This is a genomic window from Oenococcus oeni DSM 20252 = AWRIB129 (genome assembly GCF_000372485.1).
Lineage (GTDB): Bacteria > Bacillota > Bacilli > Lactobacillales > Lactobacillaceae > Oenococcus > Oenococcus oeni.
In genome coordinates this window covers 110,366-133,633 of record NZ_AQVA01000003.1, presented here as the reverse complement: position 1 = coordinate 133,633, position 23,268 = coordinate 110,366, and the positions used below count along the sequence as shown (strand labels likewise).

The 23,268-nt window shown below is 37.2% G+C and carries 25 protein-coding genes and 1 tRNA gene; 4 read left to right on the top strand and 22 right to left on the bottom strand.

The features are described 5' to 3' along the window. From A3G9_RS0103415 to A3G9_RS0103345, 15 genes are all read right to left on the bottom strand, one after another. Entirely contained in the window at nucleotides 1–438 is a 438-nt protein-coding gene (locus A3G9_RS0103415; RefSeq protein WP_002821781.1) for a diacylglycerol kinase family protein, read from the bottom strand. Beyond that, nucleotides 422–883, bottom strand: coding sequence for an rRNA maturation RNase YbeY (ybeY, locus tag A3G9_RS0103410; protein ID WP_002820480.1), 462 nt, complete (start codon nucleotides 881–883; stop codon nucleotides 422–424). The genes A3G9_RS0103415 and ybeY overlap by 17 nt, the downstream gene beginning before the upstream one ends. Then, nucleotides 876–1,862 carry a PhoH family protein gene (locus A3G9_RS0103405; RefSeq protein ID WP_002821782.1) on the bottom strand — a complete coding sequence of 329 codons (987 nt, stop codon included), beginning with the start codon at nucleotides 1,860–1,862 and terminating at the stop codon, nucleotides 876–878. Before A3G9_RS0103405 ends, ybeY begins: the two co-directional genes overlap by 8 nt. Further along, a complete protein-coding gene (locus A3G9_RS0103400; RefSeq protein WP_002817110.1) occupies nucleotides 1,862–2,308 on the bottom strand; it encodes a GatB/YqeY domain-containing protein in 447 nt (148 codons plus the stop codon). The genes A3G9_RS0103405 and A3G9_RS0103400 overlap by 1 nt, the downstream gene beginning before the upstream one ends. Nucleotides 2,309–2,352: 44 nt before the next feature. After that, the gene (rpsU, locus tag A3G9_RS0103395; protein ID WP_002817109.1) at nucleotides 2,353–2,547 is read right to left on the bottom strand and encodes a 30S ribosomal protein S21; all 195 of its coding nucleotides are present in this window, start codon (nucleotides 2,545–2,547) and stop codon (nucleotides 2,353–2,355) included. Between the two features lie 65 nt (nucleotides 2,548–2,612). Further along, nucleotides 2,613–6,926 carry a PolC-type DNA polymerase III gene (locus A3G9_RS0103390; RefSeq protein ID WP_002817108.1) on the bottom strand — a complete coding sequence of 1,438 codons (4,314 nt, stop codon included), beginning with the start codon at nucleotides 6,924–6,926 and terminating at the stop codon, nucleotides 2,613–2,615. A gap of 5 nt (nucleotides 6,927–6,931) precedes the next feature. Beyond that, on the bottom strand, nucleotides 6,932–8,644 hold the full coding sequence (locus A3G9_RS0103385; RefSeq protein ID WP_002821783.1) for a proline--tRNA ligase: 1,713 nt from the start codon (nucleotides 8,642–8,644) through the stop codon (nucleotides 6,932–6,934). A gap of 4 nt (nucleotides 8,645–8,648) precedes the next feature. After that, entirely contained in the window at nucleotides 8,649–9,914 is a 1,266-nt protein-coding gene (rseP, locus tag A3G9_RS0103380; RefSeq protein WP_002821784.1) for an RIP metalloprotease RseP, read from the bottom strand. After that, nucleotides 9,915–10,712: a phosphatidate cytidylyltransferase gene (locus tag A3G9_RS0103375; protein ID WP_002821785.1), complete on the bottom strand. Its 798-nt coding sequence runs from the start codon at nucleotides 10,710–10,712 to the stop codon at nucleotides 9,915–9,917. Beyond that, nucleotides 10,709–11,473, bottom strand: coding sequence for an isoprenyl transferase (locus A3G9_RS0103370; RefSeq protein WP_002820486.1), 765 nt, complete (start codon nucleotides 11,471–11,473; stop codon nucleotides 10,709–10,711). The genes A3G9_RS0103375 and A3G9_RS0103370 overlap by 4 nt, the downstream gene beginning before the upstream one ends. Next, a complete protein-coding gene (frr, locus tag A3G9_RS0103365) occupies nucleotides 11,473–12,015 on the bottom strand; it encodes a ribosome recycling factor (RefSeq protein WP_002817104.1) in 543 nt (180 codons plus the stop codon). Before frr ends, A3G9_RS0103370 begins: the two co-directional genes overlap by 1 nt. Continuing rightward, nucleotides 12,015–12,746 (bottom strand): UMP kinase, encoded by a 732-nt coding sequence (pyrH, locus tag A3G9_RS0103360; RefSeq protein WP_002821786.1) that lies wholly within the window; start codon nucleotides 12,744–12,746, stop codon nucleotides 12,015–12,017. The genes frr and pyrH overlap by 1 nt, the downstream gene beginning before the upstream one ends. Nucleotides 12,747–12,750: 4 nt before the next feature. Further along, nucleotides 12,751–13,629 (bottom strand): translation elongation factor Ts, encoded by an 879-nt coding sequence (gene tsf / locus A3G9_RS0103355; protein WP_002820489.1) that lies wholly within the window; start codon nucleotides 13,627–13,629, stop codon nucleotides 12,751–12,753. Nucleotides 13,630–13,679: 50 nt separating this feature from the next. Further along, nucleotides 13,680–14,462 (bottom strand): 30S ribosomal protein S2, encoded by a 783-nt coding sequence (gene rpsB / locus A3G9_RS0103350; protein WP_002820490.1) that lies wholly within the window; start codon nucleotides 14,460–14,462, stop codon nucleotides 13,680–13,682. Between the two features lie 134 nt (nucleotides 14,463–14,596). Beyond that, nucleotides 14,597–15,589, bottom strand: coding sequence for a GIY-YIG nuclease family protein (locus A3G9_RS0103345; RefSeq protein ID WP_002821787.1), 993 nt, complete (start codon nucleotides 15,587–15,589; stop codon nucleotides 14,597–14,599). Between the two features lie 18 nt (nucleotides 15,590–15,607). Between A3G9_RS0103345 and A3G9_RS0103340 the strand changes: the two genes are divergently transcribed. Next, entirely contained in the window at nucleotides 15,608–16,237 is a 630-nt protein-coding gene (locus A3G9_RS0103340) for a lysophospholipid acyltransferase family protein (RefSeq protein ID WP_018025230.1), read from the top strand. Nucleotides 16,238–16,262: 25 nt separating this feature from the next. Here A3G9_RS0103340 and A3G9_RS0103335 read toward each other — a convergent pair whose 3' ends face one another. Both A3G9_RS0103335 and A3G9_RS0103330 read right to left on the bottom strand, forming a co-directional pair. Beyond that, nucleotides 16,263–16,469, bottom strand: a complete 207-nt coding sequence (locus tag A3G9_RS0103335; protein WP_002820493.1) for a YneF family protein — start codon at nucleotides 16,467–16,469, stop codon at nucleotides 16,263–16,265. Nucleotides 16,470–16,471: 2 nt separating this feature from the next. After that, nucleotides 16,472–16,777: a DUF896 domain-containing protein gene (locus A3G9_RS0103330; protein WP_002820494.1), complete on the bottom strand. Its 306-nt coding sequence runs from the start codon at nucleotides 16,775–16,777 to the stop codon at nucleotides 16,472–16,474. A gap of 130 nt (nucleotides 16,778–16,907) precedes the next feature. On the opposite strand from A3G9_RS0103330, the gene lexA reads away from it, so the two are divergent. Then, nucleotides 16,908–17,546 carry a transcriptional repressor LexA gene (gene lexA / locus A3G9_RS0103325; RefSeq protein ID WP_002817093.1) on the top strand — a complete coding sequence of 213 codons (639 nt, stop codon included), beginning with the start codon at nucleotides 16,908–16,910 and terminating at the stop codon, nucleotides 17,544–17,546. Between the two features lie 67 nt (nucleotides 17,547–17,613). On the opposite strand, the gene A3G9_RS0103320 is transcribed toward lexA, so the two are convergent. Then, a complete protein-coding gene (locus tag A3G9_RS0103320) occupies nucleotides 17,614–18,057 on the bottom strand; it encodes a nucleoside 2-deoxyribosyltransferase (protein WP_002820496.1) in 444 nt (147 codons plus the stop codon). Nucleotides 18,058–18,107: 50 nt separating this feature from the next. Continuing rightward, nucleotides 18,108–19,277 (bottom strand): hydroxymethylglutaryl-CoA synthase, encoded by a 1,170-nt coding sequence (locus tag A3G9_RS0103315; protein ID WP_002817091.1) that lies wholly within the window; start codon nucleotides 19,275–19,277, stop codon nucleotides 18,108–18,110. 165 nt (nucleotides 19,278–19,442) lie between these two features. Between A3G9_RS0103315 and A3G9_RS0103310 the strand changes: the two genes are divergently transcribed. Both A3G9_RS0103310 and A3G9_RS0103305 read left to right on the top strand, forming a co-directional pair. Continuing rightward, nucleotides 19,443–19,531 (top strand) — tRNA-Ser (locus A3G9_RS0103310). Nucleotides 19,532–19,533: 2 nt separating this feature from the next. Further along, a complete protein-coding gene (locus tag A3G9_RS0103305; RefSeq protein WP_002820497.1) occupies nucleotides 19,534–20,379 on the top strand; it encodes a CPBP family intramembrane glutamic endopeptidase in 846 nt (281 codons plus the stop codon). On the opposite strand, the gene holA is transcribed toward A3G9_RS0103305, so the two are convergent. Genes holA through A3G9_RS1000000110365 form a run of 3 tightly spaced genes read right to left on the bottom strand, consistent with a single transcriptional unit; the run spans nucleotide 20,376 to nucleotide 23,159 of the window. Next, nucleotides 20,376–21,371 (bottom strand): DNA polymerase III subunit delta, encoded by a 996-nt coding sequence (holA, locus tag A3G9_RS0103300; protein WP_002820498.1) that lies wholly within the window; start codon nucleotides 21,369–21,371, stop codon nucleotides 20,376–20,378. The genes A3G9_RS0103305 and holA overlap by 4 nt on opposite strands. Next, nucleotides 21,358–22,449 carry a ComEC/Rec2 family competence protein gene (locus tag A3G9_RS1000000110370; RefSeq protein ID WP_002821788.1) on the bottom strand — a complete coding sequence of 364 codons (1,092 nt, stop codon included), beginning with the start codon at nucleotides 22,447–22,449 and terminating at the stop codon, nucleotides 21,358–21,360. The genes holA and A3G9_RS1000000110370 overlap by 14 nt, the downstream gene beginning before the upstream one ends. 5 nt (nucleotides 22,450–22,454) lie before the next feature. Further along, nucleotides 22,455–23,159, bottom strand: coding sequence for a ComEC/Rec2 family competence protein (locus A3G9_RS1000000110365; protein WP_235043707.1), 705 nt, complete (start codon nucleotides 23,157–23,159; stop codon nucleotides 22,455–22,457). Nucleotides 23,160–23,268: the final 109 nt, after the last annotated feature.

The following is a 23,268-nucleotide window of genomic DNA, read 5'->3' as shown; positions in this document are numbered from 1 at the left end:
TTAATAATTAAATAAATTATGTATTCCCAACCAGACCCAAAAATAAGGCTGCAAAATAATTGCCAAAATTGTAAATTCTATAAAGACTGCAAAAACAACTCCAGCAGCAGCAACGTCCTTTGCCAACTTCGCTAAATCATCGTAACGATCACCAACCGTTAAATCAACAATTGCCTCGATAATCGTGTTCAAAATCTCTGCAACGATGGCAAAAAAAACACCAACCGTAACCCATAACCAATCAGAACGCGACAAATGAAAGTAAATGCCGACCCAAAGAACCAATAAGGCAATAACAATATGAATGCGGAAGTTTCTTTCTCGACTTATCATGATCCAAATACCGTTAAATGCATTAAAAAGCGCAGCAAAAAAGGTCTTGTTGTGCTTATAGGTCTTACGTTTTTGAATGATTGGTTTTTTATTTTGTGAGCCCATATCCTTCTAGTATCTTATCCTGCAATCCAAACATTTCGTCTTCGGCTGCTTGACTTCTAGTATGATCATAACCCAATAAATGCAAAAAACCATGAACAGCTAAATATGCTAACTCTCGATTATAACTATGAAGATACTCTTCAGCTTGAGCATGAGCGTGATCCAAACTTATGAACAAGTCTCCCAGTTCCTCCGCCACACCATCAATATGGATTCGATCGCTTTCCTCAAGCGCAAAAGAAATAACGTCGGTTGCTCGATCCGTATTACGGTATTCCTTATTGATTTGATGAATTTTTTCATCATTGACAAAATTTACCGACATCTCATAATTTTGTTTAAGCTGCATAAAGTCAAAAGCAAAAGCAAGAACCTTTTTCACGAGTTTTGCATCGTCATTATCAAGTTCTTTTTGTTTATCATCCAATACAATAACGTCAAGCATTTTCTTTCGATTCCTTTTTCTGTTCATCGCGTTCATAAGCATCGACAATTAAGCCAACCAGAGGATGTCGAACGACATCATCATGCGTAAACTCCACTATGCCAATCGACTTCACATTTCTTAAAATTCTACGGGCTTGAATCAAGCCAGATTGTTTGGATCCCCGAGGAAGGTCGATTTGAGAAATATCGCCATTGACAAGCATCCTCGAATTAAATCCAAGACGGGTCAAAAACATTTTCATCTGAGCCGGAGTTGTATTTTGAGCCTCGTCCAAAATAATAAAAGCATTGTCCAGCGTGCGTCCTCGCATATAAGCTAAAGGAGCAACCTCGACAATTCCGCGTTCAATTAGACGACCAGACTGTTCAGATCCAATGATTGCATCCATGGCATCATAAATCGGACGGAGATACGGGTCAACTTTTTCTTTCAAATCCCCTGGTAAAAAACCTAGGGACTCGCCGGCTTCAACAGCAGGTCTAGTAATGATAATTTTATCAACATCGCCTTTTTTGAAAGCCGAAATAGCCATAACAACAGCTAAATAAGTTTTACCAGTCCCAGCAGGACCAATTCCAAAAGTAACTTCATTTCTTTTGATTGACTGAATGTATTGTCGTTGCCCAAAATTTTTAACTCTAACCGGCCTATTACGCACATCGTTAATCAAAGTTTCCGAATATAATTCGGAAAAATACTCCAAGGTACCCTTCTTTTGCATATTAATGGCACTTGCGATATCAGAAGGACCAATCAAAATATTTTTTTTAATTAATTTGATTAATTCAAGAAGGACCGATCCGGCTGTTTTGACTTTTTCCTCTTCACCGTCAACAATAATCGAATTAGAACGTTGACTGATCTTTACACCAAGGCCTTCTTCTAAAATCGATAAAAGCTTGTCCTGATTGCCGATAATATTTTGTAATTGTTCTGGTTTTTCTAAAGGAAATTCCCGAGTAATAATTTGGCTCATTAAGCACCTAATTTATCTTTGACAAGCGAGGCCAATTTAGATCCATCGAAACGGCCCTTGGTTCTAGACGACAATTGTCCCATGACTTTTCCCATATCACGCAACCCTGAAGCGTTAACATTTGAAATGGCCTGATCAATCATTTTCGATACCTGTTCTTCGGACAAAGGTTCGGGTAAATAAGTTTTTAAAACTTCAATTTCTTTTTCCGTCATTGTAACCAAGTCGTCACGTTTGCCCTTTTTAAAGTCATTAATTGAATCCCTTCGGGATTTAACTTCACTGGCTAATACAGCAACAACTTCTTCGTCCGATAATTCATGGCCAAGTTCGATTTGTTTGTTAGAAATGGATGCTTTAAGCATTCTTAAAACACTAAGTTTCTCTTTATCTTGGGCCTTCATTGCTTTAATAATTGCTGCTTGAATATCACTTGTTAAACTCATATTTCTCCTAGTGTCTATAAAAAAAGGCCTTGCGGCCGCTTAAATTAATGATCATTACGAGCACGCTTACGAGCACGTTTTTGTGCTGCCTCGCTCTTCAACTTACGAGCAACAGAAGGTTTAACGTAGAATTCACGCTTACGAACTTCCTGAAGGGTACCGTCTTTGGCGACGCCACGTTTGAAGCGACGAAGAGCATCATCGAATGATTCGTTATGACGAACAATAATACTTGCCATATAATATCCCTCCTTTCGTGTCCGATTTACTTGCGTATGACCTAATAATTATGACATTATTGATCTTAAATGGCAAATAGGTCCATTTGATTGGCATCAGTCATTCCATCGAGCATATGATTTTGATCCATGAAATCGATCAGCGTTTTATTAACAGAACCACGCTTTGCTAAATCTTCTTTGGAAATGAATTCATGTTCGGCACGGGCGGCAACAATCGCTTTAGCAACGTTATCCCCTAAACCTTGCAAAGCAACGAAAGGCAAAATAATTTGGTTACCATCGATTTTCCAGTCAAAAGCTTCCGACTTATATAGATCGACCATTTTAAATTCAATTCCTCGTTGCCATGCCTCGTTGGCGATTTCATAAATGGCCAGAGTCTTAGACTCTTCTTTATTCAAATCGTTATATCTACTACGATAACTCTTAACCAATGCTTGAACCTTTGTTTTCCCCTGAGTTATTCCAACGGCATCGATTGTTTTATCCTTTGCCCTAACAGAGAAAAAAGCAGCGTAATAAATCGCAGGAAAGTATACTTTGAAGAAAGCAATTCGAAGTGCCGACATCACATAAGCAGCTGCGTGGGCACGCGGAAACATATATTGAATTTTCAGCATCGAATCAATGTACCAATTAGGAACCTTCGGATGAGCTTTAAGAATTTCCATATGTTCGGGAGAAATTCCTTTACCTTTACGGACTTTTTCCATAATCTGAAAAGCATCGGATGATTCCAAACCAAAAGACATTAAATCAGTCATAATTTTGTCACGGGTCCCTATAACTGTACCGATGTTGGCTTGGCCGTTCTTGATTAACTCATCCGCATTTCCATTCCAAACGTTTGTACCATGCGAAAGGCCGGAAATTTGCAGAAGCTCGCCAAAATTATGTGGTTTGGTTTGTTCAAGCATGCCACGAACAAAGTTGGTTCCGAATTCAGGAATTCCAAGAGTACCGGTGTTGGACATAATTTCATCTTCGGTAACATGCAAAGCTTTTGTCGAAGTAAATAAGGACAGAACTCCCGGGTCGTTAACCGGAACTGTTTTTGGATCAATTCCAGACATATCCTGTAAAGCTCGGAGAAGGGTCGGATCATCATGGCCGAGAATATCCATTTTCAAAACATTATCATGAATCGAATGGTAATCAAGATGGGTTGTCTTCCAATTGGACTTTGTATCATCGGCTGGAAATTGAATCGGCGTAAAATCATAAACATCATGATCCGAAGGAATGATAATAATTCCTCCAGCGTGCTGACCGGTAGTCCGTTTTACACCGGTGATGCCATTGGATAGACGATCCTCTTCTGCCTTTCGATAGTGAACGTCGTTTGCCTCTTCGTAATTTTTGACCATTCCATAGGCTGTTTTTTCCGCAACTGTACCAATTGTGCCAGCACGAAAAACGTTATTTTCGCCAAACATGACTTTAGTGTAATTATGGGCAATTGGTTGATAATCACCAGAAAAGTTTAAATCGATATCAGGAACTTTATCACCCTTAAAACCCAAGAAAGTTTCAAAAGGAATGTTCTGACCGTCACCAATTAAAATTGTTCCATCAACCGGATTTCGTTTTTCCGGTAAATCAAAGCCGGAAGAAACATTAGCATCTTCAACAAATTCAGTATAGTTGCCATTTACAGAGCGGTAATGCGGTGGCAAGGGGTTGACTTCGGTAATGCCCATCATTGTTGCAACCAATGAAGATCCAACTGAACCTCGAGAACCAACTATATATCCATCTTTATTGGATTTATCAACCAAGCGTTGACTAATAACATAAATAACCGCGTAGCCGTTGCCAATAATCGCATTTAATTCCCTATCCAAACGTTTTTGAATTAAATCAGGAAGTGGATTCCCATACATTTCTTTAGCGCGCGCATAAGCTTTTTTTCTTAAAATATCTTCGGAACCTTCAATTTTCGGTGTTGATAACCCTTTTTTCAAAGGCTGAACATCATCGATCATTTGATTGATTTTGTGGGAATTTTCCACAACAATTTCATAAGCTTTTTCCTTTCCAAGAAAAGCGAATTCATCAAGCAAATGTTGGGTTTTTTTCATTGAAAGATCTGCTAAAGTGTAACGGGTTTCACCAGCAGCAGCTGACCGGGCGATTTTAGAATTGAGCAGAATCGTTCGATAAATTCTATCTTTTTCCGTAAGATAGTGAACGTCACCTGTAACAACAAGTGGCAGCTCTAAAATATCAGCAAGTTTAACGTACTGCTTAATTAATTTTTCGAGTGTTGCTCGGTCTTTAATAAAACCAGATTCGATTCTTGGCTGATAATTTTCTAAAGGCTGAACCTCGATATAATCATAATTTATGCTGTCAGCCAATTCGATTGCTTTATCAATTCCCTCTCGAGCCAAAGTATCGAATAAATTACCGCCAATATCTCCCGAACCAACCAATAAACCGTTACGGTACTTAGTTAAAAGGCTTTTGGGAACACGAGAAACGCGGTAATGATAATTAATATTCGATTCGGAAACCAATTTATAGAGATTTTTCAAACCAGTCTGGTTCTTAACTAAGATGGATAAATGCGTTGGCCTGGTCTGCCTCCAGCTTTCATGATCATCAGTATGTTCATTTAACTGTTCATCATAAACAACACCATAATTTTCTTCCGCTTCTTTCAAGAAAATATGTAAAAGCATTCCGGTAGCAGTTGAATCATCGATTGCGCGGTGATGATGTTCAAGATTAACACTAAATTTTTTTGATAGAAAATCAAGAGTGTAACGCCCGAAATTCGGATAAAGCCAACGGGCTAAATTCAATGTATCTATTACCAAAGTATTGATCTTGGGCAACTTATGGACTGCCAAAGCATGGTTCACAAAACCATAATCGAATTTAATAACATTATGACCGGCTAAAATTGTCCCAGCATAAAACTGCTGGAACATTTTTAAAACTTCAGCTTCTGGTTTGCTGTTTTTAACAAGATCATCAGTAATACCGGTTAAATTAATCGTTTGTTCCGACAAAGGAAAACCAGGATTAATAAATTGATCAAAAGTATCCAAAACGACGCCGTTTTTCATTTTTACGGCTGATAGTTGAATTATTTTATCATTAACAGCCGATAAGCCAGTTGTTTCGATATCGAAAATCGTATACTGACAATCTTTTAAGATTTCACGATTGGTATTAATGGCAATCGCTTCACCATCTTCAACGTAATTGGCTTCCAATCCGTAAATGGCTTTCACGCCAGTTTTTTTTGCGGATGCTGAAGCTTCAGGAAAAGCCTGTACATCAGCATTATCGGTAATTGCCAAAGCATCCTGATTCCATTCTGCTGCTTGAGCAAAAAGTTCACTAGCGGAATTAACAGCATTCAAGGTCGTCATCGTCGTGTGGGCGTGTAACTCTATTCGGTGTTTCTGATTTTCATCAATGGGATCGGAGTCGCTTTCCTTCTCAATTGTCTGCATATCATTAATATTCAGCGAGAGTTCACCGCCCATGTAGTCATCAACAGCGACACGACCTCTGATTTTCACCCAAAGATTACTCGGAATATTTTTTAGGGTTTCATTATCTTTTTTACTTCTGGAAAATACTTTAGCGGAAATAGAATTTGTGTAATCAGTTATTTCAACCGTTAAAATTGCACCACCACGCTTGGTTTCACGGTAATCAGACTTAAATAAATAGCCCTCAACGACAACATTGTCTCCATCGTTGACTTCATCCAAGGGCAACAATTTCGTTGAGTCGGGAATTGGATTGCCCAATAAAATGTTTGTATGGTACTCGGGTTCGGCTGCCTGAGCGACTTCGGTAGCTGATTCATGAATTTCGGCTGCCTGAGAATTTTCAAACTGTTCTTGAATTTCAGCCTGTTTTTCGCTGTCAATCGTAAAAACGAAGGGTATTCCAATACCCAAGGATAAATATGCTTGGGCGATTAAATCTTTAATATTTGAAAAATAGTCAATTCCAGCCTGAGTCATCAATAATGCTTCGACTCTTTCGCCTGTGTTAACAAAGTTAATCCCTCTTGAAATTTCATTAGTATAGGGAGTACTGTGGTCAATCAAAGCTAAAACCAAATGCCAATATTCATTCAGTTCGTTAACTCCAGATTTTTGCGAGACTCTAAAAATAAGATCACAATTGATATTTTCTTTGGAAAAAGTATTTTTAGTATCTAAAATTAGACGCGCTAGTAAAGTAGAATCCAAAAAACGATCGGTAGAAAACTCAAAGATCCACTTGCGGTCTTCAGGTATAACTTCCACATCATCTAAAGAAATTCCTGCTAGCTGATTTATAAAAGTGTCGTCCCCGTGACCGATCTGCGTCAAGAGTATTTGTAATTTAGAATAATTTTCAGACATTAATTCTATTTTAATTCATTCAACTTATCTTTTAAGAAAGCAATGAGATTATCTGTCGAAACATCATTTGTACTTTCTTGGCCTCTAGCCTTAACTTCGACAATCTGCTGATCAGCTTGTCTTCCAACAACTACTCGAATCGGAATCCCGATTAAATCGGAATCAGCAAATTTAACTCCCGGTCGTTCTTTTCTGTCGTCTACTAGAACTTCAAAACCGGCTTCCTGCAGGTTCTTATCAATTTGCTTAGTCAAATTTACTTGACTTTCATTTTTCGTATTCATTGTTATTAGATGGACATTAAAAGGAGCTACCGCCTTAGGCCAAATAAAACCTTTAGGGTCATTTGACTGTTCGGCAATCGCAGATAGCAAACGCGAAATGCCAATTCCATAACATCCCATGATAATATCGCTTAGCTTACCTTTTTCATTTTGAATCTGTCCACCCATTTTGCTTGTATAAAAGGTTCCGAGCTTAAAAATATGGCCGATTTCGATTCCCTTTGTAAAAACAAGTTTGCCTTTACCATCAGGAGAAATCGAACCTTCTTTAGCAGTTAAGAAGTCCCCTGTTTCAAAATCTTTTAAATCTCGATCAAGATTAAAGTTCGCATAGTGCTGACCGTCATGATTCGATCCAACGAACCAATTGGCCTCATTTTGAATAGTTCTATCAACTAAAATTCGAATATCCTTATTTTTAAGACCAACGGGGCCAAGTGAACCAAAATGAGCTCCAAAGATTTTAAATACTTCTTGCTCCTCAGCTTCCGATAAATGTTTGGCATCCAGAAAATTTTTGACTTTTATTTCATTGACATCATAATCTCCCGGTATTATAACAGCGACTAATTCGTCATCAGCCTCAAAAACAATACATTTAGCAATCTTATGCGTTGGAACATGCAGATAATCTGCATCATCTGCCAATGTTTTTGCATTCGGAGTGTCAACTAAAACGAGTGCCTTTTTATCTTCATCCGGAATTTTTTTCTCAAAAAATTCTTCGGCCATCTCTATGTTGGCAGCATATTTCCCGGAATTCGAATATGCAATGATGTCTTCTCCGGTTGCTGCAATTGCTTGGAACTCAGCAGAATCCTTTCCACCCATTGATCCTGAATCGGCAATGATTTCACGATAATCCAAACCCACGCGATCAAAAATTCTCTTATAAGCAGATTCAATTAGATCATAAGCATCGTCCAAACCTTTTTGATCCGAAGAAAATGAATATGCGTCCTTCATAATGAACTCCCGTCCACGAAGCAAACCATTCTTTGGACGCAATTCATCACGAAACTTCTGTTGAATTTGATATAGAATCAAAGGTAATTTTTTGTAGGACTTAATTTCATCAGATATTATTTTCGTAAAAGTCTCCTCATGGGTCGGTGCCATGATAAATTCACGATCATGCCTATCTTTTAGTTGATACATTTGGGGACCATAAGTATAAAAACGCCCAGACTCTTTCCATAATTCGGCAGGAATCATTTCGGGCATCAACATTTCGTTAGCATCGATTCGACTCATTTCTTCTCTGATAATCGATTCTATTTTATTGATAATTCGATTAGCCAGTGGAAGATACGCATATATTCCGCCAGCAACCTGCCGAATAAAACCAGCCCTCAGCATAAAAATATGACTTTTAACTTGAGCTTCAGCCGGAACTTCTTTTTCAGTTGGAATAAAAATTTTTGATTGTTTCATTTCCTCACCTTAGTAAATCATTGATCGTAACTGCAATCATTAACAAAATCATAAATACAACACCAGCAATCATTACCCATTGATTAACCTTTTCGGATAAAGGTTTGTGGCGAATTGCCTGAATTAGATTTAACAAAATTTTTCCTCCGTCAAGAACTGGTATTGGAATTAAATTGAAAATACCAATATTCAGACTTAGAAAAGCTGTTAAACCAACAAGGCTCAAAAAACCATCCGCTGTGGCTGCGCTTGTCGTTTTGGCAATCGCTACCGGTCCTCCTAGTTGATTAAGACTGGGGTGTTCAATTAGATGAGCAAGTGCCAACCAAATAGATGTTGCGCTACCGAAAAAACTTGAAAAACCATACTTGATTCGATTAGCAAAACCGGTCGTAGTGTCTTGTTCAACACCAATTAAATATTGAGTTCCTCCTGATTCAACGACTTTTTTTGGTTTAACTGTGACTGTTCTACTTTTATTACCGCGTCTGTATGAAACTTTCATTGTTTTATCACCGACATTTTCAATTGCCGTTGTTAATTGAGTCCAATTTGATATCTTGCTTGAATCAACCTTTGTAATTACATCGCCCTTTTTTAAACCCTGTTTCATCGCAGGATAATTTTTAATGGGATTGATTTGCGAATTCGAGACGGGAACCTTAATAAGCGAAAAAGCAAGTGCGAAAAACAAAACAAAGGCTAAAACAAAATTCATGAAGGGTCCGGCGAAACTAACCAATATTTGTTTCCAAAGAGAGATATTAGGCAACTGACGATCCTTTGGAGCAATTTGAATAATTCGATCTTCCCCGGCTCTTACTTTAGTGTCGGGAGCCAATTCAAATTGGAGTTCCCGCTTTGTTTCTTCGTCTATTACTCCCTTGATGGACAATTTATCATTAATATCAATTGCACTAATTCTCATCAATTGTTCATTAGCAGTAATCGGGTCTTCTGATATATCGATAAAATTAACCGTGTGCTGATTCGCAAACTTAATTTTAACGACTTTCCCCGGCCTTAATTCGTTTAAATATTCATTATCCTGGTCAGTACCAGCCATTAAAACATATCCGCCAACCGGTAAAATTCTTATAACATAATTCGTACCGTTCTTATTGGTACCGAATATCTTTGGCCCCATACCGATCGAAAATTCATAAACAACCACACCAAATTTTTTTGCAACAAAAAAATGACCAAATTCATGAATGGTTACAATCACTCCGAAAACGATGATAAAAGCAATAATTGAAGCAAAATTCATTTAAGTCAACCCCATTAAGACCAGTAAAGGCATCACAACAAGCATAGAGTCGAAACGGTCTAATATGCCGCCATGCCCCGGGAGCATATTCCCAGAGTCCTTAACACCATAAAAACGCTTAAAAGCAGATTCAATTAAATCGCCAAATTGACCAGCAATTGACAATAGCACCGTCACGATTATAAGTTCAAATGGATTGAATTCTGGAGCGAAATTAGTAACTAATGCGAATGAAACTGCAGCGATAGTTGCTATCAAAGTTCCTCCAATCGATCCTTCCCAAGTTTTGTTTGGACTAATTCGAGGAATTAATTTATGCTTCCCAAATTTTCGACCAACAATATAAGCGAAACTATCTGTTAACCAAACTATAATTAGTCCGAAAACGAAGGAAAGCCATTCCTCAGCACGCGCCTGGAGAAAAAAATGAAAACCAAAACCTATGTACAAAACCCCCAAGACCAATGATCCGGCATCATCAAAAGTTAACTTGTTATTTGATAGTACCGTCACAATCAAAATGAGCAGGATAAAAAAATAAATTAAACTTTTTTTATTAAAAAACATTTGTGCAGGCAAGGAAGCCCAAAAAACATTTGGAAGAATCGTAACAATCACAGCAAGAAAAGATATTAACGCTTCAAAACTAACAAGCAAACGCTTCTTCATAAACAAAAGCTCGCCAACAGCAATCAAACCCAAAAGAGACACCAAAAGTGTTAAGGGGATTCCCCCAATAACGACAAAAGGAATAAAAATTATTAACGCAATGATGCCAGTAATTACTCGTGTTTTCATGATTCTCTTATCTTACCAAAACGGCGGTCACGATTACTATAAGCTGCTAAAGCCTCTTCCAAATCTTCGGCAGTGTAATCAGGCCAAAGCTTGGGCGAGAAATAAAATTCCGAATATGCCGACTGCCACAGCAAAAAATTGCTGATTCTTTGTTCTCCGGAAGTACGAATGATCAGATCGGGATTAGCTTTTTCTGCTAAAGTATTGGTGAGCAAATTGTTTTGAAAAAGTTTTTCGTCGATATCTTCAGTCTTAATCTTTCCTTGTAAAACTTGATTGACAATCGATTTAGTAGCATCGACAATTTCCGTACGTCCACCATAATTAATTGCGAAATTCAAGATTAATCCGGTGTTGTCTTTTGTATCCTCGACAGCATTTAAAAATGCTTGACGAGTTTTTTCAGGTAAATCATCAATTTCGCCAATTCCTTCAACTTTGATATTGTTTTCGATCAGTTCAGGAACAAAAGTATTAAAAAAATCAATTGGCAATTTCATCAAATAATTGACTTCGTCTTGAGGACGGCCCCAGTTTTCGGTAGAGAAAGCAAAAAGAGTCAAAACTTTGACCCCAAGGTTATTTGCTGCAAGAGCAATAGTTTTAACATTCTGCATGCCTGCCTTATGGCCAAAAATGCGTGATTTGTGTTGGCGTTTGGCCCAACGACCATTTCCGTCCATGATAATGGCAACATGTTCAGGCAAGATGACCTCTAATTTCTTTTCATTTTTTGTTTTGGTCATCTTTAAAATTGCCATTAAATCTCCATTAATTCTTTTTCTTTAATATCTGCTATTCTATCAATATCTTTAATCTCAAGATCGGTCGCTTTTTGAATATCATCTTCTGTTCTATGGCGAGAATCTTCCGACAAATCATTATCTTTCTTAAGATCACTCATAAAATCATGTCTCGTATTGCGAGCAGCTACTTTTGCTTTTTCAGCTTCCGCTTTTACCTGTTTAACCAATTCTTTACGACTGTCCTCGGTTAGTTGAGGAATAATTAAACGAATCGCACTCCCATCATTTTGGGGTGTCAAACCTAAATCACTGGCAAAAATTGCTTGCTCAATAGCCTTTAAAGAGGTTTTGTCATATGGAGTAATCAAAAGTACCCTCGCTTCCGGAATTTGAACACTGGCTAACTGGTTTAACGGAGTAGGAGCTCCATAATACTCAACTTGTATTTTATTTAAAATATTCGGATTGGCACGGCCTGCTCGAATATTAATTAATTCATTTTGGAAAGCCTTACTGACTTTTCCCATTCTTTCTTTGACTTCTTTTAGATCAATCATTATTTTGACCCCTTAATAACTGTACCAATATCTTGACCTTCAATTGCTTTTTGAATATTGCCGGCTTCATTAAGATTAAAAACCACTAAAGGCATGTCAGTATCCTTAGCCATGGCTCCAGCTGTTGAATCCATAACTTTCAAATCCTTGCGCAATACTTCATCATATGTTAACTCAGTAAATTTAATCGCTTCATTATTTTTCCTTGGATCGGAATCATAAACTCCATCAACGCCATTTTTACCCATTAGAATAGCATCAGCGTTTATTTCTGCAGCACGAAGTGCCGCCGTAGTATCAGTCGAAAAATAAGGTGAACCGGTTCCAGCGCCGAATATAACGATACGTCCTTTTTCCAAATGGCGTATTGCACGGCCACGAATATAGGGCTCTGCTATTTGGCGCATTTCGATTGCTGTTAAAACACGTGTAACAACACCGGCTTGTTCAAGCGCATCTGCCAGAGATAAAGCATTCATAACTGTACCAAGCATACCAATGTAGTCAGCCCGAGCACGATCCATTCCGGCTTTTGCAGCTGGTTCGCCGCGCCACAAATTACCACCGCCATTAACAATTGCAATTTGAACTTGAGGATAGGCTCGTTTTATTTCGGCCAATTCATTAGCCACTCGTTTAACCGTCGTTAAATCAATACCACTGCCACCAGGGCCTGCCAATGCTTCTCCGGATAATTTTAATAAAACACGATGGAATTTAATTTCAGTCATAGATTTACCCGTTGATTTGTTTGGCTACTTCATCAGCCAAATTGCTTTCCTGCTTTTCGATTCCCTCGCCAACCTGGTAACGGATAAATGATTTGATAGTCGCACCTTGTTTTTTCAGATATTCAGCAACACTCTCACCCTCGCCTTTAACAAACGGTTGGTTTAATAAAGCAAGTTCATCAAGAAACTTTCCCAAACGTCCTTCAACAATCTTCTCTTTGATATTATCAGGCTTATTGCCGAGATCATCAGCCTTCATCTGGATTGATTTTTCATGCTCGACAACATCTTTTGGAACATCTTCTCTGCTCAAATATTTCGGTGCTATCGCAGCAATATGCATTGCAATATCTTTGGCAGTTGTAGAATCGCTATTCTCAAGAAGGGTAATAACAGAAATCTGTCCTCCCATGTGGGAATAGACCCCAAATGTCTGATTATCATTTTTCTCAACAACATTAAAACGTCGCAAGGTTATTTTCTCGCCGGTATGGGCTGAAGTCTGAACAATTTGATCATTTAAAGTTCCTTCTTCAACCGGTATGGCTAAAGCAGCCTTTAAATCAGCTGGTTTATGTTCAAGGATTACTTTTGCAGTCAAATGAAGTAAGTTCAAAAACTTTTCGTTGCTAGCAACAAAATCCGTTTCCGAATTCAATTCGATAATTGCAGCAGTATTTCCCGCTTCGATAACATCAGTCATTCCTTCAGCAGCAACACGATCAGCTTTTTTGGCAGCTTTAGCAACACCGCGTTCCTTTAAAACATCAATTGCCTTTTCCATATTGCCATTAGTTTCAACTAAGGCTTTTTTTGCATCCATTATTCCCGCGCTTGTCTTTTCGCGCAACTCTTTAACTAGTGCAGCAGTTATTTGTGCCATTTCTTACCTCACAAAAAATCGCCTGAACAGGCGATATTATTTTAGTCGTTTTATGCTTCTTGATTTTCGTTATTTGATGATTCTTCAAAATCTCCTTCGCCATCAGCAGTATCGGCGAAAGTCTTCTCTGCGGAATCTTCGCCGGCATCCTGTCCTTGACGACCTTCAATAATGGCATCAGCCATTTTGGAAGTGATTAATTTAACCGCACGAATCGCATCATCATTTGCAGGAATCTTAACATCAACCAAATCTGGATTTCCATTGGTATCAATCATTGCCACTACCGGAATGTTTAAACTGCGAGCTTCTTTAACAGCGATTTCTTCTGTCTTTGGGTCAACAACAAACATAACATCAGGAATATCTTCCATGTCCGCAATTCCACCAAGGAACTTTTCCAACTTTGCTTTTTGCTTACCAAGCTGAGAAGCTTCCTTTTTTGGAAGCTTGTCGAAACTACCATCCTCTTCGGCAGCGCGAAGTTCCTTCAACTTGTTGATACGGGTTTTGATTGTGTTCCAATTTGTTAATGTACCGCCCAACCAGCGATGGTTTACATAAGCAACTCCGGCACGTTTCGCCTCTTCTTCAATTGCTTCGGTTGCTTGTTTTTTCGTACCAACAAACAGGAAATTAGCTCCGTCGGCAGCTTCTCCCTTAACCCAGTTATAGGCATCGTCTGCCATCCGTAAAGTTTTTTGTAAATCGATAATATGAATACCATTACGAGAAGTAAATATATATTCATCCATCCGAGGATCCCAGCGACGGGTCTGATGACCAAAATGCGCGCCAGCCTCTAAAAGTTCTTTCATTGAAATTGCAGCCATATTAGGCCTCCTAATGTTTTTGTCCTCACAAAAGTTTCACATATTTCATCGACTCGATGAGCAACTGATAAAATATCCGCTTTTGCTGTGTATTGGCGAATGCCGTTTAACATTTTACCTGAAACAAACTTTGATTACAAGCCAATATAGCGCTCCTTTTCAATCCTGCTGAGATGCTTGAATTTGGCTTCAAAACTCAATGCTTCGCTTTTACTCGAGAATTCTTCCTGATAAACAAGTTTAAGCGGATGACGAATTGCCGCTCTTGTGAATTTAGCTCCTTTTTTTGCTTGATGAGTCGCAAAACGGCGATTAACATCATCCGAAGTTCCTGCATATAAATAATTATCTGCTGTTTGGATCACATAAAAGAAATATTTGTTGTCATGAAGAATATTTTGTAGTTCTTTAGTATATTCATTTCTCTCATTAAAGATAATCATTGGTTTTTCAATATTTATTTTCGCGTTACTGCCCTGTTTAATGGCTTTTACCAAAACGAGTTTTGCCCCAGTATTTTTCTTTCCATAAACAAAACGCATTTTGGAAATACCAAAACCATTTTTAATTAACAGATCTATAAAATCCGCAATTCTCTCGGCTCGATAAATAAAATACAATTTTCCCTTTGATTTTAAAAACTTTTTACTTTGACTGACCAAAACCGCCAGATCGAAATTTTCTTCATGACGGGCATGTGATCTTTCTTTTGACAAATTTTTTTTAGAATAATTCGGGGAATCGAAATAAGGTGGATTGGACACGATGGCATCTAAAGAATTCAGCTGGAATGTTCCGTCCAGATTATTGATGTCTTGATTAATTACTGTTACCCTTTTTTTTAAGTCATTTAATCCAACGGTCTTTTCTTCCAGCTGGGACAACTGCGAATTATTCTCGATTAAAAAAACTTTTCCTGGATTTTCAATAGCATATAACAAACCAATAATTCCGGTGCCTGCACCAAAATCGGCCAGCAATAATCTTTGGGATTTGGACTTATCGATAAAATTAGCAATCAAAAAAGCATCAATACCAAATTTTGGAAGCTGATTGTTTTGCAGAACCTTAAGTTTTCCACTAATCTTTTCAATTTTTTCATTAGAATCTAAATTGATTTTTTTCATTTTTATATAATGATAGACATGTACACAGTAATTTTTCGAATTATTCAAGTAATTCGTTGGCTAATCAATGGAAAAACTCACGTATACGGGCAAGAGAATATTCCACAAGATACACAATTTATTTTAGTTGCTCCTCACCGTACATGGTGGGATCCGTTGTGGTTTGCGATGACTCTTTTGCCAAGGCAATTTATTATTATGGCAAAAAAAGAATTGTATAAAAACAAAGCCTTCGGCTGGGCTTTGAAAAAAATTGGCGTTTTCCCTGTCGACCGCAATCATCCCGGACCTTCAGCAATTAAAATTCCAGTTAAAGAATTAAGAAGCGGAACACGAAACTTTATGATTTTTCCTTCTGGTTCTCGTCACTCTTCAAAATTAGAAGGCGGGGCCGTTTTAATTGCCAAAATGTCTGGCAGAAGTCTTTTACCAGTTGTTTATCAAGGACCATTAAAATTTATCGGTCTCTTTCGTCGAGGATCGACGAGCGTTGCTTTTGGGCCACTGATTCCCGTACCTAAAAAGGCCGATGAAAAAGAAATTATAATTAGTATGCAAAAAGCTTTTTCCGATTTGGACAAAAAAATAAATAAAAATTGGGTATATATTGATCCTCATCCGAAAAGAACAAATAATAATGACAAATAAAAAACAGATCATTCGATCTGTTTTTTTAATAATTCTTCTTCATCTGTGACATCATTTGATTGATTTGCTTTTGACTTAAATTACGACCCATCGAAGCACCGATTTGCTTAAGCATTTGCTCGTTAATCGGAGGGTTCTTCTTCAGATAACTTTTTAATGTAAAGCGAGAAATAACCATTCCTGCAGCCAAGCCGATCACGAGACCGATTAATAGAAACCATATCCAGCTCATATCTATCTTAATCCTTTCTTTTTTTGAATATCGATTACTTTTTTAGGAGTAACTTCTTTACCATTCTTATCGAAAACCTGCAATATTTCAACCTGTGAACGAAAAGTTTTACGGAAATTTTCCAAAAACTTCTGTCGTAGTTGTTTTTGCTCCTTCTTTTCCGCTTCCGTGAGCCCTTTTGAAGTTTTTTGCTTAGCGGCTAATTCATTGATTCGAGCTCTTAAAGCCTCATTCTTCGCCTGCTCGTCTTCATCAACAATAAATTCGGGTTCTTTATGCTCTTTTTCTGATCGTGAATTATCAACCATTAGAATTCTCCATACTTGTATTATACAAAAGTTTTTGCGTTTTTATTAAATTTTACGAACATGTGTTTGTTATAAGCTATGTCTTCCGCTATAATTGCATATAGCAATAAGTTATTAGAAAGGCTCGGCGATGGCAGAGACAAAGCAACTCGGAATTCTCCGTTTTATTTACGAAAAACAAAATGAAAAAGGTTACCCTCCAACAGTCCGTGAGATCGGGGAGGCAGTTGGTCTGTCGTCGACCTCAACCGTTCATGGGCATATCGATCGCCTGGAAAAACACGGTCTCCTGCACAAGGACCCAACAAAACCACGGGCAATTGAAATTACCGAGAAAGGATTAAGAGCTTTGGGTGTACCCGAGACTCCCGGCAAGGTTCCGATTATTGGTTTAGTTACAGCTGGTATGCCCATTTTAGCCGTTGAGCAAGCCGCAACCGAATTTTTACCAATCCCATCTGATCTCGAGCGTTTCGACGGCGATCTTTTCGTTCTTAGAGTTTCCGGAACTTCAATGATCAATATTGGCATTCTGGATGGCGATATGGTTTTCGTTCGCAAGCAGGACTATGCCGACAACGGTGATATTGTCGTTGCAATGACAACTGATTTTGGCAATGGAGAGGGTGAAGCGACCGTTAAACGCTTTTTCAAAGAAAGCAATCACTATCGACTGCAGCCCGAAAATGATACGATGGCCCCAATCATTGTCGAAAACGTTTCTATTCTCGGAAAAGTTGTTGGCTTATATCGAAACTCCATTTACTGAGAAATTATTTTTTTGTAAAGGGAGTTTTTTATAAAGAAATTTTCCGTTACACGATTAATTAATTATATTAAACGACTTTTCCCTTATAAGGGATTTTTTTCATTGCGTCAAAATCGTAATTGGCAATGTCTTCAGGCTTACTCATGTAAGCATGCACCGGCACTGAAAACATCAGATTAAGAACTGGTTCTTTTTCTTGAAAAATCAGAATTGGCGTCCCTTTTTTAACGGCATAACCAATTTCCATGGCAGTCCCTGAATCGACATTTTGACCCTCAAAATCCACTATTGCAACAATTACATCGGCTTCTTCGATGGCTTCAATGTCACTGTTATAAGTTACTGTCTGCCATTCAGGACTACCAAATTCCAGTTCTTCATGCTGATGCAGTCGAGGATCGTAGTAATCCATAACAGTCGGATTACTTTCTAGAGCTTTTTCAATCTTTTTAACTCTTGCAATTTGTTCGTCATCAAAAAATGGGCTTGCCAAATAGATATTCTTTGCCATATTCACCTCGCAAGTATCTTATCAAAAGTCGGAATTAAATAATAAAAAAATTAAAAATTATCCCCATAAATTCGTTGATGATCTTTTATTCTCTTTAATTGAAAGTGGGATGAATCATATGAATTAGTCAATTCATGATCTTCACTGTCTTCCGGAAATGCTCGAAAAAGTCCTTCATACTCGTCTACTGAAACTTTTCTCCGCGAAGCGATCATTTGAGCCGGGTCTCCAAGAATAGCCTGTCGATAGTCAGCTGCCAGTGAAAGAGAATATAGTTCTCCTTCCGCTCCACTGCCATAAGAAAACATTGCGATTCTATCGTTATTTTTGAGAATGTTATTTTTGAGTAAAGATATTAAGCTCAAATAAAGCGACCCAGTGTATAAATTACCAACTTTTCGATTATAGATCTGCCCGGCCAAACGATTTTTTTCCAATTGGTCTTTTTTGGATTCGTCAATTTGATCATTAATTTGATCAAGCGCTTTTTTCCCCATTTTCGTAAAGGGTAAATGAAAAACAAAAGCCGCAAAGTCGGAAACTTTCTTTAAATTTTTCTGAGAATAAGTCTGCCATATTTCATAAAAAAATTTTTCGTATATTTCCTGACTCATTTTCCCAAAAACCAACGCTTCGCTTTGATCAAGCGGACGCCAAAAGTCCATCAGATCTTCGGACTGAAAAACAGAATCCCAGTTATAACTCGCCAGTCTTGGTTGAGTGCTAACAAGCATTGCAACTGCTCCAGCCCCTTGTGTCACTTCGCCTGCACTTTTCAAACCATACCTTGCTATATCCGAAGCCACAACCAGAATACGTTTATTGGGGTGAAGCTTGACATAATCGAATGCAGTCATCAAGGCAAACGTGCCCCCATAACAGGCCTGTTTGATCTCAATAGCTCGCATATTTTTCTTTAAATTAAGTAGCTTTTGCAAATAAACCGCTCCTGATTTGGAATTATCTATTCCCGATTCACTCGCAAATAAAATCTCATCAATCGAATTCAAAAACTCAGTCGACTTTTGCTCAAGCAGAATCGAAGCCGCATTGGCGGCCATTGAAACCGAATCCTGAGTGGGTGGAACAATACTTTGCTTTTCTTGGCCAATACCTACCAAATACTTATTTGGATCCACGCCACGTTTTTCAGCAAGTTCGGTTAAGTCTAAATAAAGATTTGGTGTAAAAAAAGATATTTGATCAATTCCGATTTCCATGGTTTTAATTATAATCTAAATTCAGTGATGTATTTTTGATCGTGAAGAATATTTGGAAAATTATACCTAATTACCATTTTTTTCATTAGTTTGATTTAATAAAAACATTTTGTCGAATTTATGTAGGAAAAAAACCTAATTTTTGCTAGAATTGTTCTGTAGCTCGGAGACATGGCAGAGTGGTAATGCAGCGGACTCGAAATCCGCCGAACCGATGTAGAATCGGCGCCGGGGTTCGAATCCCCGTGTCTCCTTCATGAAAGATCGTAGGGAAATATTATTTGAATCGTTATTAATTCTTTTATCGACGATTTTTTCATTAGTTTGCGGTTCGATCCTCGCAATGTTGATTCTCTTATCTGTGTATATCGGTCCAAATTTTCTTTTAGGCCTTTCGGCAACTAAATATCAATCATTAATAGAAAATCATTCGTTTCTGAGTTGGCTCACAATTCTCGGAGAAGGATTAGCTTTACTATTTATATGGTTATTCAACCATTTTCTTTTCAAAGTGAAGGTATTTTTTTTAAACAAAAAATTCTTTCGGGCTCTTGCGATTGGGTCGCCGGTCATCATTTTTATAGGAATAAACCTCTATGTCTATTTATCAAAAAAAAGCGCAATCTCTTTCTTTGATTTTTTTACGGCAGCGAGTGTTTCGCTTTTAGTAGGAATTTTCGAAGAATATGCGGCGCGCGGAATGATCATCGGAAAATTAGAAGAAAGTACTGCTAAAAACTTTAGTTTTTTTGTAACTGTAATTATTTCCGCAATTTTTTTCTCTGCATTGCATTTAATCAACCTCTTCTCGGCAAGTTTGGAAATTACAAGCGTCCAAATTATTTATACAAGTGCCTTGGGAATTCTTTTCGGACTGGTGTACCTGGTAACTAAAAATCTTACTGTAACGATTATTTCTCACACATTAATTGATTTTATTGCCTTTATGGCCGATCCAAAAGCAATTTTTGGCCTAGGTCATCCTACTGTTAATTTAATCGACTTCGTTTTCAATCTGACGATATTAATTATTTTCTTTGCATATGCAAAATTGTTTCTCAAAAAAATCAATTTAAAGAAACTGCAAAAAAATTGGAATTAAGTATTTTTAGATAAAAATATTTCAAAAAGCATTTTTGGATCAAGTCTTGTTGATTTAAGTTTTAATTCAATATCAGATAAATTTAAAAAACTGTTGCTTAACTCGCCGAAAGTTTTCAGACTTGCCAACTGATTGGCTAATTTGGCTCGATAAGGATGAATATGGAGAAGACGAGACAAATTTTGGTCATTTAACTTCAAAGATTTAGCTTGGATAAGTAAACGATATTGTGATAGCAATAAAGCATTGATCCTAATTGGAGCTTCACCCCGGTCAATTAGTTCTTCATAAATTTTGAGAACTTTTCCCGGTTTTTTTTGATTGATTGCCTCAATTAAATCAAAAGCCGATTCAGTTGATTCCGGAGCGATTAGAAAATCGATCACATGATTATCAATTATGTGATTTTGGCCATATAACAGAAGTTTGTCAAGATTATTAATAATTAGACGTAAATTGAAGGCTAATCTTCGAAAATAATAATTCAATACTGCATCTTCGATCGAAATATCGGCAACCAAAAAACGTTTCTTGACAATTTGCAATATTTGTCGTTCATCAAGCGGTTTAAAATCAACATTTTCAGCTGTTTTGATTAAGCTTTTAACCGTTTTTTTTCTTTTATCTAGACTGAAATTAACAGCATTGATAATTAAGCTATTCTCGCCCTCCGGATTGTTTAAATATTTCAGTAATAAATTCTCTTCACTTTTTTCCAAACTATTTTTAGCTGTCAAAAATAATGGATTTTCGACTATCACAATCCGCCTACTGGCATTAAATGAAAGTGTTGAAACATCAGCCAGTACTTCTTTGATACCGGTATCATTGACGTCTGCTCTAACAAAATCCCAAGCTCGAAAATTTTCATCAATTGAATTCTCAAGTAAATTAGAAAATTGTTCCGTCAAAAAATCCTCAGTTCCTGTAAAAAAAATCAAAGCTGGTAATCGTTTATTCTTAATTTGTTTTTTAAAATCAGTCGGAGTCATTGAAATCCTTAGTAAAGGTCTGAAAATAACTTTTATCGTTATTATAAACGAAACGAATCATTCCATTTGTTTGAGTGTTAAAAGCACGGATTTTGAGTCTTGATATTGTTTCAAGAGTTTCTTTTTTTGGATGCCCATAACGATTATGCCTACCAGCTGAAATAATTCCATATTTAACCTGCCAATGATTCAAAACGTTGATGTTGCTGGAAGTTTTTGACCCATGATGACCAAATTTAAGTAAATCAATTTTAAGATCTGGATATCGAGATGCAATTTCTCTTTCTCCCTCTTGAGGTAAATCACCAGCGGTCAAGACATTTAGGTTGCCCACTTTTGCAAATAATGCAATTGAATCTTCGTTAACGGCAGATCCACTTTTGAAAGGATGGAGAATTCGGAATGGAAAATTTCGAATTTGGACTTGATTCGTAACTTCGATAACGTCTGTCTTTCCTAAATAAGGTTTAATTTCTCTTCGGAAAGAATTTGTTTTTGTCATTCCTAATGGAACTATAAGATGTTTAATCTTAATTGAAGAGAACAGATATTTAGCATTTCCGACATGATCCATATCGCCATGAGTCAAGAGTAAAAAATCCAAGAGGTTGATTCCTTTGGATTGAAGATAATTTATAATGATCGATTTTGCCTGATTCGAGCTTGTTTTGGAAATTTGCCATTCTTCCTGTGGCAAAGCCACTTTCCCACCAGTATCGATCAATATTGTTTTTTGATTCAAAGGAGTTCTTAATAACAGGGAATCTCCTTGACCGATATCAAATGCCGAAAACTCTCCATTCATTGGAAAATGAATAAAACAGAAACTAGCTGTAAAGGCAGTGGCAATAGCCATCAAAGAGAAATTGCGAATTTTTTTTCGTTGATCAAAAGACAATAAAATAAGGCAAACCAAAGGAATGACTAAATAATCTTCCATTTTTCCAAAAACAATTTTACCGGGTATTTTTGAAATCATTTCTATTAAATCCGCAAATAAAGCAACCAAATAATTAATAAAACAAACTGCTTGAGTCCAAAAGGGATGCAGAACAACTGCCAGGCCAATTAACGGCATGATAACTATTCCGAAAATAGGAATCGAAAAAAATTAGCCGGCATACTTAAAAAATGCCAGGTAAATTTGCTATTTAAAATAATCGGAATCGTCACAGAACTCATCAAAAGGCCTTGCTTAAAGGGCTTTAAATGCGCAATAAACATCAAAGAAAAACTCAGTAGATAAGATAACTGTCCTCCAAGATTAAGCAAAAGCATTGGTGAAAGCAAAAGTCCAGTTGCTAAAGAAAAGGACCAAATCTTTTCTTTTTCTACTCTTAAATTGAAATAACTCGCAAAAAGCGATAATTCAGCAGCTATGATTGGCCTTATCAGTGATTGCACGCTATCGGAAAAAACAAAAAAAGAGGTATTGCAAGAGCAATCAATGTGAGAGAAAGTTCCTTGGGAAAATACATTTTTTTGAAACTTTTCCTTAAAAAAAACAAAGAAATAAGTTACTTGAAAACCCGAAATACTAAAAAGATGAATTAATCCTAAATCGCTAATACCGGGATATTGATCGTAGAAACAGCTCTCCACATCACCAATTATTAAAGCTTTAGCATATTCAGCCAATGGGCTCGGCATCGAATCGAAATAGTCGATTGCAGATTTTCTAAAAAAATGAATTCGATCAGAAATTTTTTCAAAAAAAATCTGTGGCTCCCATTTACCGATTTTTTCGAAGCTACTCAAATTCAACTGATTCGTTATTGATTGTGTCAAAAAATATTTTCTAACATTGAATTGATTAAAATTGGTTGGTCTTTGTGGCTTTCCGAGATCCCCATTTACGACGCAGAGAAGATTGTCTCGATTATTTTCCCAGAATTTT

Bases quoted from the DNA above. Each gene is read 5' to 3' on its own strand.
- A3G9_RS0103415 (WP_002821781.1), bottom strand. From the start codon at position 438: ATGGGCTCACAAAATAAAAAACCAATCATTCAAAAACGTAAGACCTAT.
- ybeY (WP_002820480.1), bottom strand. From the start codon at position 883: ATGCTTGACGTTATTGTATTGGATGATAAACAAAAAGAACTTGATAAT.
- A3G9_RS0103405 (WP_002821782.1), bottom strand. From the start codon at position 1,862: ATGAGCCAAATTATTACTCGGGAATTTCCTTTAGAAAAACCAGAACAA.
- A3G9_RS0103400 (WP_002817110.1), bottom strand. From the start codon at position 2,308: ATGAGTTTAACAAGTGATATTCAAGCAGCAATTATTAAAGCAATGAAG.
- rpsU (WP_002817109.1), bottom strand. From the start codon at position 2,547: ATGGCAAGTATTATTGTTCGTCATAACGAATCATTCGATGATGCTCTT.
- A3G9_RS0103390 (WP_002817108.1), bottom strand. From the start codon at position 6,926: ATGTCTGAAAATTATTCTAAATTACAAATACTCTTGACGCAGATCGGT.
- A3G9_RS0103385 (WP_002821783.1), bottom strand. From the start codon at position 8,644: ATGAAACAATCAAAAATTTTTATTCCAACTGAAAAAGAAGTTCCGGCT.
- rseP (WP_002821784.1), bottom strand. From the start codon at position 9,914: ATGAATTTTGCTTCAATTATTGCTTTTATCATCGTTTTCGGAGTGATT.
- A3G9_RS0103375 (WP_002821785.1), bottom strand. From the start codon at position 10,712: ATGAAAACACGAGTAATTACTGGCATCATTGCGTTAATAATTTTTATT.
- A3G9_RS0103370 (WP_002820486.1), bottom strand. From the start codon at position 11,473: ATGGCAATTTTAAAGATGACCAAAACAAAAAATGAAAAGAAATTAGAG.
- frr (WP_002817104.1), bottom strand. From the start codon at position 12,015: ATGATTGATCTAAAAGAAGTCAAAGAAAGAATGGGAAAAGTCAGTAAG.
- pyrH (WP_002821786.1), bottom strand. From the start codon at position 12,746: ATGACTGAAATTAAATTCCATCGTGTTTTATTAAAATTATCCGGAGAA.
- tsf (WP_002820489.1), bottom strand. From the start codon at position 13,629: ATGGCACAAATAACTGCTGCACTAGTTAAAGAGTTGCGCGAAAAGACA.
- rpsB (WP_002820490.1), bottom strand. From the start codon at position 14,462: ATGGCTGCAATTTCAATGAAAGAACTTTTAGAGGCTGGCGCGCATTTT.
- A3G9_RS0103345 (WP_002821787.1), bottom strand. From the start codon at position 15,589: ATGAAAAAAATCAATTTAGATTCTAATGAAAAAATTGAAAAGATTAGT.
- A3G9_RS0103340 (WP_018025230.1), top strand. From the start codon at position 15,608: ATGTACACAGTAATTTTTCGAATTATTCAAGTAATTCGTTGGCTAATC.
- A3G9_RS0103335 (WP_002820493.1), bottom strand. From the start codon at position 16,469: ATGAGCTGGATATGGTTTCTATTAATCGGTCTCGTGATCGGCTTGGCT.
- A3G9_RS0103330 (WP_002820494.1), bottom strand. From the start codon at position 16,777: ATGGTTGATAATTCACGATCAGAAAAAGAGCATAAAGAACCCGAATTT.
- lexA (WP_002817093.1), top strand. From the start codon at position 16,908: ATGGCAGAGACAAAGCAACTCGGAATTCTCCGTTTTATTTACGAAAAA.
- A3G9_RS0103320 (WP_002820496.1), bottom strand. From the start codon at position 18,057: ATGGCAAAGAATATCTATTTGGCAAGCCCATTTTTTGATGACGAACAA.
- A3G9_RS0103315 (WP_002817091.1), bottom strand. From the start codon at position 19,277: ATGGAAATCGGAATTGATCAAATATCTTTTTTTACACCAAATCTTTAT.
- A3G9_RS0103305 (WP_002820497.1), top strand. From the start codon at position 19,534: ATGAAAGATCGTAGGGAAATATTATTTGAATCGTTATTAATTCTTTTA.
- holA (WP_002820498.1), bottom strand. From the start codon at position 21,371: ATGACTCCGACTGATTTTAAAAAACAAATTAAGAATAAACGATTACCA.
- A3G9_RS1000000110370 (WP_002821788.1), bottom strand. From the start codon at position 22,449: ATGCCGTTAATTGGCCTGGCAGTTGTTCTGCATCCCTTTTGGACTCAA.